The sequence below is a fragment of the Methylothermaceae bacteria B42 genome (assembly GCA_001566965.1).
Classification (GTDB): Bacteria; Pseudomonadota; Gammaproteobacteria; order Methylococcales; family Methylothermaceae; genus Methylohalobius.
Genome location: LSNW01000006.1, coordinates 1 through 14,546, shown reverse-complemented (window position 1 = coordinate 14,546; position 14,546 = coordinate 1). Strand labels below are relative to the sequence as shown.

The 14,546-nt window shown below is 56.7% G+C and carries 16 protein-coding genes and 1 CRISPR repeat array; of the genes, 14 read left to right on the top strand and 2 right to left on the bottom strand.

The window, feature by feature from the left end:
- Window positions 1–9 precede the first annotated feature (9 nt).
- From AXA67_03795 to AXA67_03775, 5 genes are all read left to right on the top strand, one after another.
- A complete protein-coding gene (locus tag AXA67_03795; GenBank protein ID KXJ41729.1) occupies window positions 10–1,860 on the top strand; it encodes an aldehyde ferredoxin oxidoreductase in 1,851 nt (616 codons plus the stop codon).
- A 275-nt stretch (window positions 1,861–2,135) separates the two neighbouring features.
- Window positions 2,136–3,410 carry a pyridine nucleotide-disulfide oxidoreductase gene (locus tag AXA67_03790; GenBank protein ID KXJ41728.1) on the top strand — a complete coding sequence of 425 codons (1,275 nt, stop codon included), beginning with the start codon at window positions 2,136–2,138 and terminating at the stop codon, window positions 3,408–3,410.
- On the top strand, window positions 3,407–3,658 hold the full coding sequence (locus AXA67_03785) for a molybdopterin synthase sulfur carrier subunit (protein KXJ41727.1): 252 nt from the start codon (window positions 3,407–3,409) through the stop codon (window positions 3,656–3,658). Before AXA67_03790 ends, AXA67_03785 begins: the two co-directional genes overlap by 4 nt.
- Window positions 3,659–3,728: 70 nt before the next feature.
- Window positions 3,729–4,178 (top strand): hypothetical protein, encoded by a 450-nt coding sequence (locus AXA67_03780; protein ID KXJ41726.1) that lies wholly within the window; start codon window positions 3,729–3,731, stop codon window positions 4,176–4,178.
- Window positions 4,162–4,341: a hypothetical protein gene (locus tag AXA67_03775; protein KXJ41725.1), complete on the top strand. Its 180-nt coding sequence runs from the start codon at window positions 4,162–4,164 to the stop codon at window positions 4,339–4,341. Before AXA67_03780 ends, AXA67_03775 begins: the two co-directional genes overlap by 17 nt.
- Here the strand turns inward: AXA67_03775 and AXA67_03770 are convergent.
- Window positions 4,332–4,697 carry a hypothetical protein gene (locus AXA67_03770; protein KXJ41724.1) on the bottom strand — a complete coding sequence of 122 codons (366 nt, stop codon included), beginning with the start codon at window positions 4,695–4,697 and terminating at the stop codon, window positions 4,332–4,334. The genes AXA67_03775 and AXA67_03770 overlap by 10 nt on opposite strands.
- A 437-nt stretch (window positions 4,698–5,134) precedes the next feature.
- On the opposite strand from AXA67_03770, the gene AXA67_03765 reads away from it, so the two are divergent.
- From AXA67_03765 to AXA67_03740, 6 genes are all read left to right on the top strand, one after another.
- Window positions 5,135–5,659, top strand: a complete 525-nt coding sequence (locus AXA67_03765) for a hypothetical protein (GenBank protein ID KXJ41723.1) — start codon at window positions 5,135–5,137, stop codon at window positions 5,657–5,659.
- Between the two features lies 1 nt (window position 5,660).
- On the top strand, window positions 5,661–5,945 hold the full coding sequence (locus tag AXA67_03760) for a CRISPR-associated protein Cas2 (GenBank protein ID KXJ41722.1): 285 nt from the start codon (window positions 5,661–5,663) through the stop codon (window positions 5,943–5,945).
- Between the two features lie 5 nt (window positions 5,946–5,950).
- Window positions 5,951–6,895, top strand: coding sequence for a hypothetical protein (locus AXA67_03755; GenBank protein KXJ41721.1), 945 nt, complete (start codon window positions 5,951–5,953; stop codon window positions 6,893–6,895).
- Window positions 6,877–7,641: a hypothetical protein gene (locus AXA67_03750; GenBank protein KXJ41720.1), complete on the top strand. Its 765-nt coding sequence runs from the start codon at window positions 6,877–6,879 to the stop codon at window positions 7,639–7,641. Before AXA67_03755 ends, AXA67_03750 begins: the two co-directional genes overlap by 19 nt.
- Window positions 7,638–7,955 (top strand): hypothetical protein, encoded by a 318-nt coding sequence (locus tag AXA67_03745; GenBank protein ID KXJ41719.1) that lies wholly within the window; start codon window positions 7,638–7,640, stop codon window positions 7,953–7,955. The genes AXA67_03750 and AXA67_03745 overlap by 4 nt, the downstream gene beginning before the upstream one ends.
- Before the next feature lie 134 nt (window positions 7,956–8,089).
- Window positions 8,090–8,886: direct repeats of the CRISPR family, unit length 36 nt; unit sequence GTCGAGAATGTGACCTGATTAAGAAGGGATTAAGAC.
- 179 nt (window positions 8,887–9,065) lie between these two features.
- Window positions 9,066–9,320 carry a hypothetical protein gene (locus AXA67_03740; protein ID KXJ41718.1) on the top strand — a complete coding sequence of 85 codons (255 nt, stop codon included), beginning with the start codon at window positions 9,066–9,068 and terminating at the stop codon, window positions 9,318–9,320.
- Between the two features lie 275 nt (window positions 9,321–9,595).
- Here the strand turns inward: AXA67_03740 and AXA67_03735 are convergent, their stop codons facing one another.
- Window positions 9,596–10,201, bottom strand: coding sequence for a hypothetical protein (locus tag AXA67_03735; protein ID KXJ41717.1), 606 nt, complete (start codon window positions 10,199–10,201; stop codon window positions 9,596–9,598).
- Window positions 10,202–10,414: 213 nt separating this feature from the next.
- Between AXA67_03735 and AXA67_03730 the strand changes: the two genes are divergently transcribed.
- The 3 genes from AXA67_03730 to AXA67_03720 all read left to right on the top strand — a co-directional run.
- Window positions 10,415–11,374, top strand: coding sequence for a hypothetical protein (locus AXA67_03730; protein ID KXJ41716.1), 960 nt, complete (start codon window positions 10,415–10,417; stop codon window positions 11,372–11,374).
- Window positions 11,375–11,380: 6 nt separating this feature from the next.
- Window positions 11,381–12,553, top strand: a complete 1,173-nt coding sequence (locus AXA67_03725) for a CRISPR-associated protein (GenBank protein ID KXJ41715.1) — start codon at window positions 11,381–11,383, stop codon at window positions 12,551–12,553.
- 102 nt (window positions 12,554–12,655) lie between these two features.
- A partial coding sequence (locus tag AXA67_03720) for a type III-A CRISPR-associated protein Cas10/Csm1 (protein KXJ41714.1) occupies window positions 12,656–14,546 on the top strand: 1,891 nt, incomplete at its 3' end.

The following is a 14,546-nucleotide window of genomic DNA, read 5'->3' as shown; positions in this document are numbered from 1 at the left end:
GGACTAGACATGGCTTGGACACGCAAAGTGCTACGGGTGGATTTGACCAGCGGCAATTGCCGGGAAGAACCCCTCAATATGGCCTGGGCGGCGGAGTATTTGGGGCAACGGGGCCTGGCCAGCAAATATTTGAGTGAAGAGGTCGATCCCAAAGTGGATCCGTTATCGCCGGCAAACAAGCTCATCATGGTGACGGGGCCGTTGACCGGCACCATGGCTTCCACCGCCGGTCGCTATTCGGTGGTCACCAAAAGCCCGCTGACCGGCTGCATTGCCTGCTCCAATTCCGGCGGTTTTTTCGGTGCCGAACTGAAATTCGCCGGCTGGGATATGATTATTTTTGAGGGCAAGTCCCCGCAGCCGGTCTATCTCTATATTGAAAACGAAACAGCGCAGTTGCTTCCGGCGGATGAAATCTGGGGCAAATCGGTCTGGGACACTGATGAGATTCTCCATAAAAAGCACCAGGATCCGCTGCTCAGAATCGCCACTGTGGGCCGGGCGGCGGAAAAGGGCTGCCTCTTTTCCGGCATCATTAACGACCTGCACCGGGCTGCGGGCCGTTCCGGGGTAGGGACGGTGATGGCGTCGAAAAATCTAAAGGCGGTGGCGGTGCGCGGCACCCGAGGCATCGCCAATTTAAAAGACCCCAAGCGTTTCGTTCAAAGCACCGAAGCCGCCAAGCTAGTATTGGCGGAAAGTCCGGTCACCAGCGAGGGGCTGCCTACCTATGGCACCCAGGTATTGATGAATATCATCAACGAAGTGGGGGCCATGCCGACCCGCAACTACCGGGAAGTGCAATTTGAAGGGGCCTACAAAATCTCCGGCGAGGCCATGCACCAGCCCCGGCCTTCCGACGGCAAGCCCAATCTGGTGACCAATGCCGCTTGCTTTGGATGCACTATCGCCTGTGGGCGGATCTCCACCATCGACCAGAAGCACTTTTCCGTCGTCAACAAGCCCCGCTACTGGCACGCTTCCGGCGGCGTGGAGTACGAAGCGGCCTGGGCTCTGGGTTCGGACCTGGGGGTGGATGATCTGGATGCCTTGACCTATTGCAATTTTCTCTGTAACGAGGATGGCCTCGATCCCATTTCCTTTGGCGCCACTGTCGCGGCGGCGATGGAATTGTTTGAAAACGGCCAATTGACCCTGGAAGATACCGGCGGCATCGATTTGCGTTTCGGTAATGCCGAGGCGCTGGTGCGGGTGGCGGAATTGACCGCCCGGGGCGAGGGGTTTGGTCTGGAAATCGGCCTGGGTTCGAGGCGCCTGTGCGAAAAGTACGGCAATCCCGACCTGTCCATGACCGTCAAGGGCCAGGAATTTCCCGCTTACGATCCCCGGGGATTGCAAGGCATGGGGTTGACCTACGCCACTTCCAACCGGGGCGCGTGTCATTTGCGTTCCTACACGGTTTCTTCGGAGGTACTGGGCGTTCCGGTGAAGACCGATCCCTTGGTGACCGAAGGCAAGGCCGCCATGGTCAAGGAATTCCAGGACGCCACCGCGGCAGTGGATTCTTCCGGCCTGTGCGTGTTCACCACCTTCGCCTGGACCCTGGACAATATCGCCCCCCAGATTGACGCCGCCTGCGAGGGTGAGTGGACGGTGGAGAAACTGATGGAGGTGGGCGAGCGGATCTGGAATCTGGAACGCAAGTTCAACCTTGATGCCGGCATCACCGCCAAGGACGACACCTTGCCCAAGCGGATTCTCAAGGAAGCGGCCAAGACCGGCCCCGCCAAGGGCAAGGTCAACGAACTGCACAAAATGCTGCCGGAATACTATCAGTTAAGGGGCTGGACGCCGGAAGGCGTGCCTTTGCCCGAAACCCTCAGCCGGTTGGGGTTATGATGAATTTTTTCACCGCTGAGGCGCAGAGGACGCAGAAATAGAACTGGTTTTTACTTGCGTTATGATTCTACCCAGTCAAAGTGTTCCGGCATTCCTGCCGTGGGACGCCGTAAATCCATCCATGGAGGCTTGATGGCGGCCATCCAGGCCGCCAACACCCACGGCAGGAACACCGGAACACCTCAAAAAACCCAAGGCTTGGACATGACAAAAAAGTTCTTCTCCGCATTCTCCGCGCCTCTGCGGTGGACATATATACACACGAGGAAACGGACATGAAACACGTCATCGTAGGCACTGGCCCGGCGGGCGTGGTAGCCGCCGACATGCTGCGCAAACTGGATCCGCAATGCGAGATTACCCTTATTGGCGACGAACCGGAGCCGCCCTATTCCCGCATGGCGATTCCTTACTATTTGGCCGGCAAAATCAACGAATCCGGCACCTATCTGCGCAAGCAACCGGATTACTTTAATCAGCGCCGGATCGAAATTCGCCATGACAGAGTTGACTCTGTGGCGCCGTCAATGCATCGCCTGAAACTGCAAAGCGGTGGTGAACTGGGCTACGACAAATTACTGCTTGCGACCGGTTCCACCCCGCTATCGCCGCCGGTGGAAGGCGTCCACCACGAACGGGTCGTCCACTGCTGGACCCTGGATGATGCCCGCCGGATCGCCCGATTTACTCAGTCTGGCAGCCGCGTGGTATTGATTGGCGCCGGCTTTATCGGCTGTATCATTTTGGAAGCCCTGGCCAAGCGTGGCGCCCGTTTGACGGTGGTGGAAATGGGCGAACGCATGGTGCCGCGGATGATGGACGGCAAAGCGGGCGGGTTGCTCAAGGCGTGGTGCGAAAAGCAAGGCATCACCGTCTTGACCGGCACCCCCATTACCGGTATCGAAACATCAAAGCCCTCGGGAGACGCGCTTCTCGGCGTTTTGTGCGACGGCCGTTCTCCACTGCCGGCGGATTTGGTGGTGCTGGCCACCGGCGTCAAGGCCAACGTGGATTTTCTTGATGGCAGCGGTATCCAGGTGGATCAAGGCATTGTCGTTGACCGCCACCTGCGTACCAGCGCCGAAGATATCTATGCCGCCGGGGACGTGGCCCAGGGGCTGGACTTTTCCACCAGCGACTGGCAAGTCCAGGCCATCCAGCCCACCGCCGCCGATCACGCCCTTATCGCCGCCCGCAACATGGCGGGACGCGCAGCGCGCCACAAGGGCAATCTCAACATGAACGTGCTCGACACCCTGGGTTTGATTTCCAGCTCCTTTGGGCTGTGGCAAGGAGTGGAAGGAGGCGATAGCGCTACTCTTTACGACCGTGGCCGGTACCGTTATATCAACCTCCAGTTTCAAGAAGATGTGTTGGTGGGCGCCACCTGTGTCGGCCATACCGATCATATTGGCGTGCTGCGGGGGCTGATTCAAAGCGGCGTGCATTTGAATGGCTGGAAGTCCAAACTCACGCAAGACCCCACCCGGATCATGGAAGCCTATCTGGCTTCGGTGGAACCCATTGGCTTTAATGCCGGGTTGTTGTGAAAATCACCGTCAAACTTTTCGCCACCCTGGAAAAATACCTCCCGGAAGACGCCCGGAATCATCAAGTCACGCTTGAAGTACCGCCGGGCGCTTCCGTGCAAGCCTGTCTCGACCGTTTCCATATCCCCGAAAAACTGCGCCATCTGGTATTGATCAACGGCGTTTATATCCCGCCGGATCAACGCATGACGACTGAACTGAAAGAGGGAGATGTGGTCGCCGTCTGGCCTGAGATTGCCGGTGGCTAAGCATCAATATTGCTTACTTGAATGGACTTTCCGGTAAGGCTAATATGAATGCCATGACAGGAGCCGTTCAATGATCACTTTCGATACCCTCAAACTTGCCAAGCGCCTGCGGGACGCGGGGTTGCCCCCGTCTCAGGCGGAAGCCATTGCCGAGGCGGAGGCCGAAGCGCTGGGGGAGTTTGTCTGGAACAATCTGGCCACCAAGGGTGACGTTTCCGGACTCAAGGCGGATATTGCCGATTTAAGGGGCGACATCGCCGAGGTGAAAGGCGAGATCACCCAGGGTCAAGCCCAGCTCGAAGGAAAAATTGTCCAGGTTCAAGCCCGGCTAGAGGGGCAAATTGCTGAACTGCGGGGGGAAATTGCCGAGCTGCGCGGGGAATTCGGAAAAATCGACGCCCGCTTTGAACGCATAGACCGCAAGTTCACCCTTTTGTTTCTGGTGTTGATGTTTACCATCATCATTCTCAACCAAAACGCCCTGGAATTTTTGGCCCGGCTGATTGGCCTGGCAAGGTAACAACCCCGCATTTCCGTTGGCGGATTTCAAAGAAGAACGGCGGGCGTTCCGTCCGTTATCTGACCGAGCCGTTCCTGAGAGAACCCTCCAAGCGCCCGCTGGCTCCATCGTCCGCGACAAAGCCAGTGGGCTTCAGCTAAACCTTGGAGCGGATTACAAATAATCTTTCCAGTCCCCCCGGGGTTCGGGAACCACGTGCAGATACAGTTTGCCCTTCCAAACGTAGCCGGTAATGTCTTTTTGATACAGCTTGCCGGCTTCCTCCTTGGTGACCGAAGCGTATTCTTGCCCGATCACAAGATAACAACTGTAGGTGGCCGGGTCTCTACTATCGGCCGGAACAAAGGCGTAGTTTTGGTCCTTGCGTTGTTCCGTCAATAGCAGGCTATCGGCTTTTTCCACGGTCATGCCGAATCCGGCCCCAATGGCCTGTTTGCACAGGCGGACTTTATCCAGCGCATGGGCATTGCCAAATAGCGCCATGGCCAAAAAGGGAATGATCAAAAGCTGTTTATTCATTGCTTGCTCCGAAATAATCAAGTTTTATCTACCATTGTCCAACACTGTCGTTGTCTTATTGAGTATAGAAAAGTTGACGGATATGTCCCTTAACCCGGATATTTCACCAGCATCCCGGATGATGGCGCAGTACAGGTGCGGCTGGGTGCCGGGCTGGACTGAAAGCCATAGCTGTAGCTATAGCTTGAAGGAAGCCCAAGCCCAGGCGTGCTTGGACAAGCCAGGGCCGGGATAGGATTCGGGCTGAAGCCAAATTGGATTTCGTGGATCATGAAACTTAAGCATTTTGTGTATAAAAATCAGTTAATTATGGGAAAGCCCGAATCCGGCTGGTGAAATATCCGGGTTAAAATTCAGCCGCAAGCTTGCCGTTGCCCCCCTGCGGGGGAATATTGTTTATCCTTCACTGCGAAAGATTCATCGACTGGAGGCGTTATATGTGGCAAGCATTTTCTGATTTTGTATTAACCTGGCTCGATCCTGTCAGCGTGGTGTTGGGATTGATTGTCACGCTGCCGGTATTTTGGACTTGGCATGAAGTGGTTTTCGGGGAACGCCGCCGAAGGCAACGCTGGTTTCGGCAAATCCAGAAGCAACCCGGCCAGCGACCCGCACTGTTGATTGTGGATTTGTTGCCTGGCAGGGAGGTTCGCGCGGCGGTGGAAGTCTTCCGGCAAACCGATCAACACTTGCGCCAGATTCCCGATGACAGAATATTCACCCTCACCCGCGGCCAGATCCTGCGTCCGGAAGATATGCCGGACTTGCATGAAGTCATTCGCCAACTGGCGGGGAAAATGCTCGCCTCCGGCGCCGACCGGGTCCATTATTTCCATGCCGGCCCGTTGGTAGCCGCCGCCCTGGTGGGAGCGGAACTTGCCAACACCTTTCGGGTAATCCTTTACCAGCACCAGCCTGGAGAGGGTTACCGGAATTTCGGCCCGCTTAAAGCGCAACCGTGACATGATTCAACGGGGACTTTACCTGGTGGCTTACGACGTGCGTGACCCCAAACGGTTGCGCGCCGCGCTCCACATCACCCGCCACTATGCCACCGGCGGGCAAAAATCGGTGCACGAATGCTGGATGACGGAAGCGGAAAAGGGGCATTTACTCCATGACCTGGCGCAGGTACTGGATGACCGGTGCGATAGCCTGTTGATTATCCGGCTGGATCCCCGCCAAAAAATGCGGACATTGGGCAAGGCAGTGCAGCCGGACAATCCCGGCTGGTTTTACCTGGGGTGACGGCAATGGCGACACTTTATCTTGACCGCAAAGACAGTGAACTGAATCTGGAGGGCGGGGCATTGGTCATCCGCAATCCGGAAGGGCGCAAAACTGTGCCTCTCGCCCTGGTTCAAAGGGTGGTGATTGCCGCCAAAACCTATCTTGACACCAACCTGCTTGGCCGGCTTGCGGAAGCGGGCGTTGCGGTCATGCTGCTGGATCCCCGCCACGGTACCCGGCGGGCGCAATTGCTTGGCAACGGCCACAATGACGCTTCCGTCCGGCTGGCGCAATACCGGGCTTGCGCCGATGCCGCTTATTGCCTGGACTTCGCCAAATCCCTGGTGGCCGCCAAGCTGCGCCGTCAGTGCCGTTGGCTGACAGAAACAACCGGCCGGCGGCGCGATATCCGTTCTGTTCTGGAAGATGCCGCCGATAAGTTGCAAGCACTGGCCGGGAATATCCGGCAGGCCCAAAGCCTGGATCAATTACTCGGCATGGAGGGCAGCGGCGGCAGGATATACTTTCAGGCCTATGCCCGGCTATTCCCGGCAAGCCTGAGTTTTCAAGGCCGCCGGCGGCGCCCGCCGCCTGATCCGGTGAATGCGGTATTGTCCCTGTCTTATGCGCTGCTGCACACCCGCGCGGTGCAAATGGCGTGGGCGGCGGGGCTTGACCCTTTGCTCGGGTTTTACCATCAACCCTACTGGGGGCGGGAATCACTGGCTTGCGACCTAGTGGAACCCTGGCGGCCCTGTCTTGACGAATGGGCCTACCAATGGTTTCGCCAGCGCTGGCTGCAAGCCGGGCATTTTTCCCGCGCCGGTTCCGGTTGCCGTCTGGGAAAGTCCGGTCGCCAGCGTTTTTTCAGTGCCTTTGAGCAACAGGTCAAACCCCTGCAACGGGCGCTCAGGCGCCAGGCCACAACCCTGGTAAAGGAGTTGAAAACATGCAAACCGTCTATTTGAACGCCCCGATAGTGCGCCGGGTGGTGCTTGAAGGCCCGGCCCTGCGTATTCAATCCCGCCAGCAGGCGGACCGCTATCTGCCCCTGGCGCGAATCAACCGGATTGTCAGCCGGGGTGTCATCCATTGGCATACCGCCGCCTTGATGCGCTGTTTCCAGATGGGGATTCCGGTAACGTTTCTGGACCGGGAAGGGCGCTTGGTGGGCATCGGATTTGGCGCCTGGCCCCACGATGGCAAATTAAGTGAATTGCTGGATCAATTCTTCACCCTGCCGGAAGGTCCCCAGCGCCTGATTCAATGGTTCCGCAGTCAGAGCCGCGCCCGCCTGCTCAGACTGCTCCGGCGCCAGAGCCTGGAAATATCCGATTTGCGTATCAGGCAGGCAAGGGAACAGTTGCATGAGTCTTGGCGGGAGAAATTTCCCGGCACGGGCGAGGCGCCTGTCCGCGCCATGAAATCGCTCGCCACTGCCCAGATTTCCCGGGTGCTGGCCGATTACCGGATCAATCCGGCATTACTTGAACCCGGTCACGATTGGCATGGCTTGCTCCGCTATTTGGCGGGCATACTCGAATGGGAGTTGTGGGATTTGGCGCTTTCGGGAAAGGTAACGCCGGCATCTTCCGACTATCGCGATGTTGTGACGGTCTATCAAAGCCATGAACCTGCCCTGGAACAAAAAATCCGCCATATCATCCGTCGCCTGTGGCGGTGGCTGGAACACAGCGGCGCCTACCTGCCATGAGCCTGCATCAAAAACGCCCCCATTTGGTTTGTTATGACATCGCCGACCCCGGGCGCCTGGGGCGGGTGCACCGCTATCTGAAAAAAACCGGCCTGGCGTTGCAATATTCCGTGTTTTTGCTGCACGTCAACGCCCGGCAACTGGAGAAAATCCACGCCGCCCTGGAACGGGTCATTGACCCGGTTGAAGACGATATCCGCATTTATCCACTCCCGCTTCAGCCTCAATGGGAAAGTTTCGGGCAGCCCATGTGGCCGGAAACCTTCGTCCCCCAAACCCTGCCCTTGCCTCCTGAAAGCGGTATGGTAGAGTAAGCGATGAGGGTAACCCCCATTTTGTTATTTCTTATACGAATTAACTTATAACCATGTTAACTTTTTTGGCAAGGCAATTTTCTTCATGGCGTATTGTAAGTAATTGTATTAAAAGGAGAAAAAACAGGGGTGCAGTCGAGAATGTGACCTGATTAAGAAGGGATTAAGACCGTCTGCCGGATTCCCAGTGCTCCCAAGCGGTTGTCGAGAATGTGACCTGATTAAGAAGGGATTAAGACTGCCCGGCTGTTTTGCACTCCAATATGCCGCCGGTCGAGAATGTGACCTGATTAAGAAGGGATTAAGACTTTCTGCCTTCCACCACTCATATTGGCATTCTGTCGAGAATGTGACCTGATTAAGAAGGGATTAAGACCGGGACCGGCTGCGGTTTGGGTGGTTTATCATCGTCGAGAATGTGACCTGATTAAGAAGGGATTAAGACGTTTAGTCGTTGGTCCACCGTTGATTTGTGTTGGGTCGAGAATGTGACCTGATTAAGAAGGGATTAAGACTTACGCTGAATGCATATACCGGCGTGATACCAGTCGAGAATGTGACCTGATTAAGAAGGGATTAAGACACAAACACCCGCCATAGATATGACCCCATGGCTGTCGAGAATGTGACCTGATTAAGAAGGGATTAAGACTTATCAAAAACGCGCTAGATAGCGCAGATAGCGGTCGAGAATGTGACCTGATTAAGAAGGGATTAAGACCACGCCATGGAATGCATGGCAAAGCATACTGTCAGTCGAGAATGTGACCTGATTAAGAAGGGATTAAGACTAATTGCAGAGGAGCTTTTTCGCGTGTGGGCGGAGTCGAGAATGTGACCTGATTAAGAAGGGATTAAGACTCGGTCGCGGCGACTTCATCGCCGTCAACCGTGCGTCGAGAATGTGACCTGATTAAGAAGGGAATTAACGTGAGTGCCTGCCGTCCCTGGCGAGAGGTGTTCAGGATGACAGGCCCCGGCCCGGACGTCCTGTCCGGTCGTTCGCCCAGCCCCTTTTCCAGTTTGAAAAAGGGGCTGGGCTCACCTCTATGACTTTCAATCACGTGAATAAATTGACACGATTCAACATATCACCATAGAATCCACGCTATGGAGAAAGAATTAAAATCACCAGAAGTCTATCCTCTTCCAGTCGATGCCCAGGGGCGCTTGCTTATCCCCAAACGACTCCGCCAGGCCATGGGGCTACAGCCAGGTTATGTTGTGGTAGCCTGGGTCGAAAATGGCCGCCTTGTACTCAAGCCCCGTCGGACCCTGGAGCAGGAACTTTGGAGTATGTTCGAGGATGTGGAGGAAAATCTGGCCGACACGCTGATTGCTGAACGCCGGGAAGGAGCCGCCTGACTCTTGCCGTCTTGACCGCCGACCGTAGCTGGGCCTCGTTCGATTTGGGGATTCGGATTGATCTCTTGCGTTAAGTAGCGGGTCTGGCTAATCACCCTGCAACCGCGCCTTTCACCAGCCCTCCCCCGCAAGCGGGGGAGGGAGTAGATCCCATGAGCAGATAAGGGAGCTGGCCCCGTAAGCGGGGGAGGGAGTGGCCCCACGAGCGGAGAAGGGATTGGGTCCCGCATGCGGGCAAGGGAGCAGGTTGGTATGAGGGACAGTGAAGTAAGTCTTTAACTCCCCTCTCCCTCCGGGAGAGGGGCTGGGGGAGAGGGCCACAAACTCCCCAGCCCGAATTCCACCGCCTCGAACGGTGGCTGGCGCACTGGGGCGTCGCCTTCCAGGGTCGCCAGCAACAGCCAGCGGGGGTCGCCGTGATCGCGGTCGAGCGCGTACACTTCCAACGTCTGCAAGTCCGGGTCCACCAGCCACAGGTGGCCGATGTTTTCGCGGGCGTAGAGCGGCATCTTCACCGCCCGGTCCAGCCGCGCCGTCGAGGGCGACAGAATCTCGCACACCCAGTCCGGCGCCAGCTCGAACCAGGCGGTCTCCGGCAACGACGGCATCTGCTCGCGGCGCCAGCCGGCCAGATCCGGAACCAGAATATTCTCCCCCAAATGCAGCTCCGGCTCGTCGAGAATCCACCAGCCGCCGGGACCGCCCGAGTCATAATCAAATGGGCCACCAACATGATGTCCCAGGGCGGAATAGGCCCGGGCGTGTTTTGGCGCCGGGCGCGGGTGGGTATGGAGCACGCCGTGGATGATCTCGCCCACCAGGTTTTCCGGCAGGTCAAACAGATCCTCGTAAGTCGCGGGACGTTTGGCGGGTTCTGCCATAAGCATTCTCATGAATGTAGGTAATTAAGGGATAGTTTAACAAATAACCCATTGGGCTTGCCTGGTACAGGATCCGGCGGACATAGGGCGCCATTAGCCAGCCCCGGTCCAGACCTGGCTCCTGTTACGCTTGCCCGCCCGCAAGCTTGCAACGCTTTACCCGTCACCGCTTGCTGAAGTAATCTTTGGATTTTCCAGTCAGGAGGAGCTGAGATGTATCACCTGAATTTTGCCCGCTACCGGTTTTTTTGCCGCGCGGAGACTTTGATCGAGTTTCCCAAATACTCAGGTTCCGCCTGGCGTGGAGCGCTGGGGCATGCCCTCAGGCGCACGGTATGCATTACCCGTCTTGAATCCTGCGCGCAATGCCTGCTCAAATTCCGTTGCGCCTACAGCAGCCTGTTTGAAACGCCGGTGCCGGCGGATTCGCCTGTGTTGCGGAAATATCCGGCGGCGCCCCATCCAATGATAATCCATCCCGAGGCCACCAATGCCCGCGGTTTGAACGAGGGCGACCGCTTCAGCGTTGAACTCACCTTGCTGGGTCAAAGTTATCAGCACTTGCCTTATTTGGTTTATGCTTGGCGAAAAATGGGAGAAAAGGGTATTGGCAATCGCCAGGGAAGGTTTGAACTGGAACGAATCGATCAATGGACTCCCGCTGGTTGGCGGGGAATTTCCGGGGCGGACAATCTACAGCCTGCCCCGGCCGGACCGCTGCCTTCTCCTCCAAAAGAGGTGCCTGGCGATGTGATTTCTATTGACTTAACGACCCCCGCCCGGATTAAATACCGGGGAAATTTGATGGGGCAGGGGGATTTCCATTTCCGGGGCTGGTTGGGGGCGTTGATGCGCCGCCTTTCCCTGTTGAGTTGTTTTTATGGAGAAGGACAATTGTCACTAGATTTTAGGGGCTTGCTGGAACAGGCCGGCCCGGTGAAGCCCGTGCAAGCCGATCTGCATTGGAATGAATGGCGCCGCTATTCCAACCGCCAGCGGACCTGGATGAACATGGGCGGGATCATGGGCCGGCTGACTTTTGAAAGCGGTGATTTGGCCCCATTTTGGCCCTGGATATGGGCGGGACAATGGTTGCATGTGGGCAAGGGGACGGTGATGGGACTGGGGGGTTACCGGCTAAGCGGCGGCCCAGTGGCATTGCCAGGCGGATAGCTTGTTATGCCTGACCCGGCATTACCGCAAACCTATCCCCGGCGCCTATTGCTGGCGGTCACCGGCCTGTCCCCCCAGGTGGTGACGGAAACCTTATACGCATTGGTGAAAAATCCGATGGAACCTTGGGTGCCGACGGAAATTCATCTGATTACCACTTCCGAAGGCGCCAGGCGCGCCCAGCTTAGCCTGTTGTCTGAAGAGCCCGGCTGGTTCCACCGTTTATGCCGGGACTATCACTTGCCACCCGTTGCTTTCGATGCGGATCATATTCATGTACTGCAAAACAGCCGGGGGCAACCACTTGATGACATCCGCACCCCGGAGGATAACCGCCTCAGCGCTGACTTTATTACCGAGAAAGTGCGTCATTTGACAGCGGATCCCACGGCGTCACTGCATGTTTCCATCGCCGGCGGGCGCAAGACCATGGGTTACTATCTGGGGTATGCCCTGTCGCTCTTCGGCCGGCCCCAGGACAGGCTTTCCCATGTGCTGGTGTCCGAGCCTTTCGAGTCAAGCTGGAATTTTTTCTACCCCACCCCCTATAGCCAGATCATCGAAACCCGCGATAAAGCACTGGCCGATACCAGGGACGCCGAAGTGACCCTGGCGGAGATTCCTTTTGTCAGTTTGCGTGATGGCCTGCCGGATCGGCTACTGAAAGGCGCGGCCAGTTTTTCCGATACCATTGACGCAGCGCGTAAATCCCGCCTACCGCCGCATATCGATATTGACTTGCCGCGTCGCTGTCTGCATGTACAAGGCGAGCAGATAAAATTGTCACCGGCTGAGTTTGCTTTCTACACGTTGTTTGCCCGAAGCCGGAAAGAAGGGTTGCCTCCGATGAATAGCCGTTCGGAGGCGTTGGTGCCGCGCTACTTGAATGAATATGCTTTGGTTGTCGGCAGGCACAGTGGTCAGTATGTGCGCGCGGAAAAGGCGTTGGATTGCGAGGATTGCAAAGACTGGTTCGATCAGCGTTTGTCGAGAACCAACAAGGCCATCGTCAGGGCGCTGGGTGAACGCCTGGCCGCATCGTACCTCATTACCCCAGGTGGCCAACGTCCTTATACCTATTACGGACTCACTCTTGCCCCGGAAGCGATAACATTTATCGGCGAAAAGCTTGCGGGCGGGGAAAAACTTTTTGAGTCATCACAAAATAATTGCATATGAAAGAAAATTGCAAAATTCCTGTCAAGCTCTGAAGCCAGTTTCCATGGCCGAGGAATAATCGAGGTTAAATTCATGAGAACAAGACTGGATGCCAGTTGCCGCATGGCTTTTGCGGCCTATCTCCATGATCTGGGAAAACTCGCCGAGCGCGCCCGGATCGGGGAAGCAATGGAAAGAGACGCGCAAGGTAATAGCGTTGCGGAACGCAACAAGCAGCTTTACTGCCCGAGTTGGGATGGGCGCCACACGCATGTCCATGCGGCTTATACAGCAATCGCCATCGATTTAATCGAGAAATATCTGCCACCTCTGAAAGGGGTGGAAGTTACCCCATTTACCGCGTGGAAAGAACAGGGTACTGACGATTCGCTTATCAATGCCGCCGCCATGCACCACAAGCCGCAAACCTTCCTGCAATGGATTATCGCCACGGCGGACCGGGTGGCTTCCGGTTTCGAGCGCGATGCGTTCGATGATTACAACCAAGCAGTAGATGATGACAACAAGCCACTGAACCACTACACCCGCCGGCAGTTGACGCTGTTCGAACAGATTCGACTGAATGGCGAGCCTGTCAAGCCGGAGGATCTGGCCTGGCGCTATCCGCTTGCTCCGCTTTCGGTAGACAGTCTTTTCCCAGCATCAGCCAGCGAGATCGAAAAGGCGGGCAACGAGGCGGGCCAGGCGGACTACCGCAAGCTGTGGGACGCCTTTCGGGCTGCTCTGGACAACATCCCCGAAAGCCACCGCAAGAACTGGAGCCTGTGGCTGGATCATTTTGATTCGCTTTGGGCGGCGTTTGCCTCTGCCATTCCCTCTGCCACTGCGGGCAACACCAAGCCGGAAGTATCGCTGTACGACCATTCCCGAACTACCGCCGCTCTGGCCACTGCACTGTGGCGATATCACGAGCATGATGAGCCGGAGAAAATTCGTGAAGCCCTGCGAGCACAATGGGATCGGGAGCGGCAGCACCAGGCGCTGGCGGAGCAGACATGGACAGAGGACAAGTTTTTGCTGGTGATGGGCGACTTCTTTGGCATCCAGTCGTTCATTTTCTCCAGTGGTAGCGAGACACAGAAAAATGCCGCGCGGTTGCTGCGGGGGCGTTCAGCCTATATCTCCTTGCTCACTGAATGCGCGGCGCTGAAGATTCTCGACGAACTGGGTCTGCCGCCCACCAGTCAGGTCATCAACGCGGCGGGCAAGTTTCTCATCGTCGCACCCAACCGGTCTGAGGTGCGGGAAAAGCTGGCCGGGATTCAGAACGAATTCAACCAGTGGTTTTTGCAACAGACCTGGGGCGAATCGGGCATCGGCATCTCTTGGGAACCGGCGGCCTGCAATGACTTTCTCGACCGTAACAGAGGCGATGGCGAGCCGCCTTTCAAACGGCTCATCGACCGCCTTTTCAAGCGGCTGGAAGATATCAAGGCGCGCCGTCTCGATCTCTGCGGTGACAACGCGCCCGCGCCGGTATTCGAGGGCTTTCTCGACAGCTTTGAGAAACATGGCAAAGGCGTCTGCGCCATAGACGGGCGCTCACCCGCCAGCGAATCACTCCCCAAGGCAAAAGACAACAAGTACATAAGCCTGCTGGCGCTGGATCAGATCAACACAGGAAAATGGGTGGCTCACAATGACCGGCTATTGGTAACGCGCTCCAACATCAATCACCATACCCTTTCGCTGAACCTGTTTGGCTATCACATCAGCTTTACTGGAAATGAAGATGCCAGCGGCAAGTTCGGCAAGCTGGCTGCCGAGGGAGACTTGCGCCGCGTCTGGGACTATTCATTGCCCGAAAGCAGGGATGCCGTGCTGTTCAATGGCTATGCACGGCGCAGCATCAATGCCTATGTGCCGCAAATGGGAGAGGCTAATGCCTGGGAAGCCGACCGCTACGAAGGCATCGAAGAAGATGCGGAATGGGACGCCCTGGCGCCGAAGAGCTTCGAGCACATTGCCCGAGACGATTTGTGGCTGGACGCCA

Bases quoted from the DNA above. Each gene is read 5' to 3' on its own strand.
- AXA67_03795 (KXJ41729.1), top strand. From the start codon at position 10: ATGGCTTGGACACGCAAAGTGCTACGGGTGGATTTGACCAGCGGCAAT.
- AXA67_03790 (KXJ41728.1), top strand. From the start codon at position 2,136: ATGAAACACGTCATCGTAGGCACTGGCCCGGCGGGCGTGGTAGCCGCC.
- AXA67_03780 (KXJ41726.1), top strand. From the start codon at position 3,729: ATGATCACTTTCGATACCCTCAAACTTGCCAAGCGCCTGCGGGACGCG.
- AXA67_03770 (KXJ41724.1), bottom strand. From the start codon at position 4,697: ATGAATAAACAGCTTTTGATCATTCCCTTTTTGGCCATGGCGCTATTT.
- AXA67_03765 (KXJ41723.1), top strand. From the start codon at position 5,135: ATGTGGCAAGCATTTTCTGATTTTGTATTAACCTGGCTCGATCCTGTC.
- AXA67_03760 (KXJ41722.1), top strand. From the start codon at position 5,661: ATGATTCAACGGGGACTTTACCTGGTGGCTTACGACGTGCGTGACCCC.
- AXA67_03755 (KXJ41721.1), top strand. From the start codon at position 5,951: ATGGCGACACTTTATCTTGACCGCAAAGACAGTGAACTGAATCTGGAG.
- AXA67_03750 (KXJ41720.1), top strand. From the start codon at position 6,877: ATGCAAACCGTCTATTTGAACGCCCCGATAGTGCGCCGGGTGGTGCTT.
- AXA67_03745 (KXJ41719.1), top strand. From the start codon at position 7,638: ATGAGCCTGCATCAAAAACGCCCCCATTTGGTTTGTTATGACATCGCC.
- AXA67_03740 (KXJ41718.1), top strand. From the start codon at position 9,066: ATGGAGAAAGAATTAAAATCACCAGAAGTCTATCCTCTTCCAGTCGAT.
- AXA67_03735 (KXJ41717.1), bottom strand. From the start codon at position 10,201: ATGGCAGAACCCGCCAAACGTCCCGCGACTTACGAGGATCTGTTTGAC.
- AXA67_03730 (KXJ41716.1), top strand. From the start codon at position 10,415: ATGTATCACCTGAATTTTGCCCGCTACCGGTTTTTTTGCCGCGCGGAG.
- AXA67_03725 (KXJ41715.1), top strand. From the start codon at position 11,381: ATGCCTGACCCGGCATTACCGCAAACCTATCCCCGGCGCCTATTGCTG.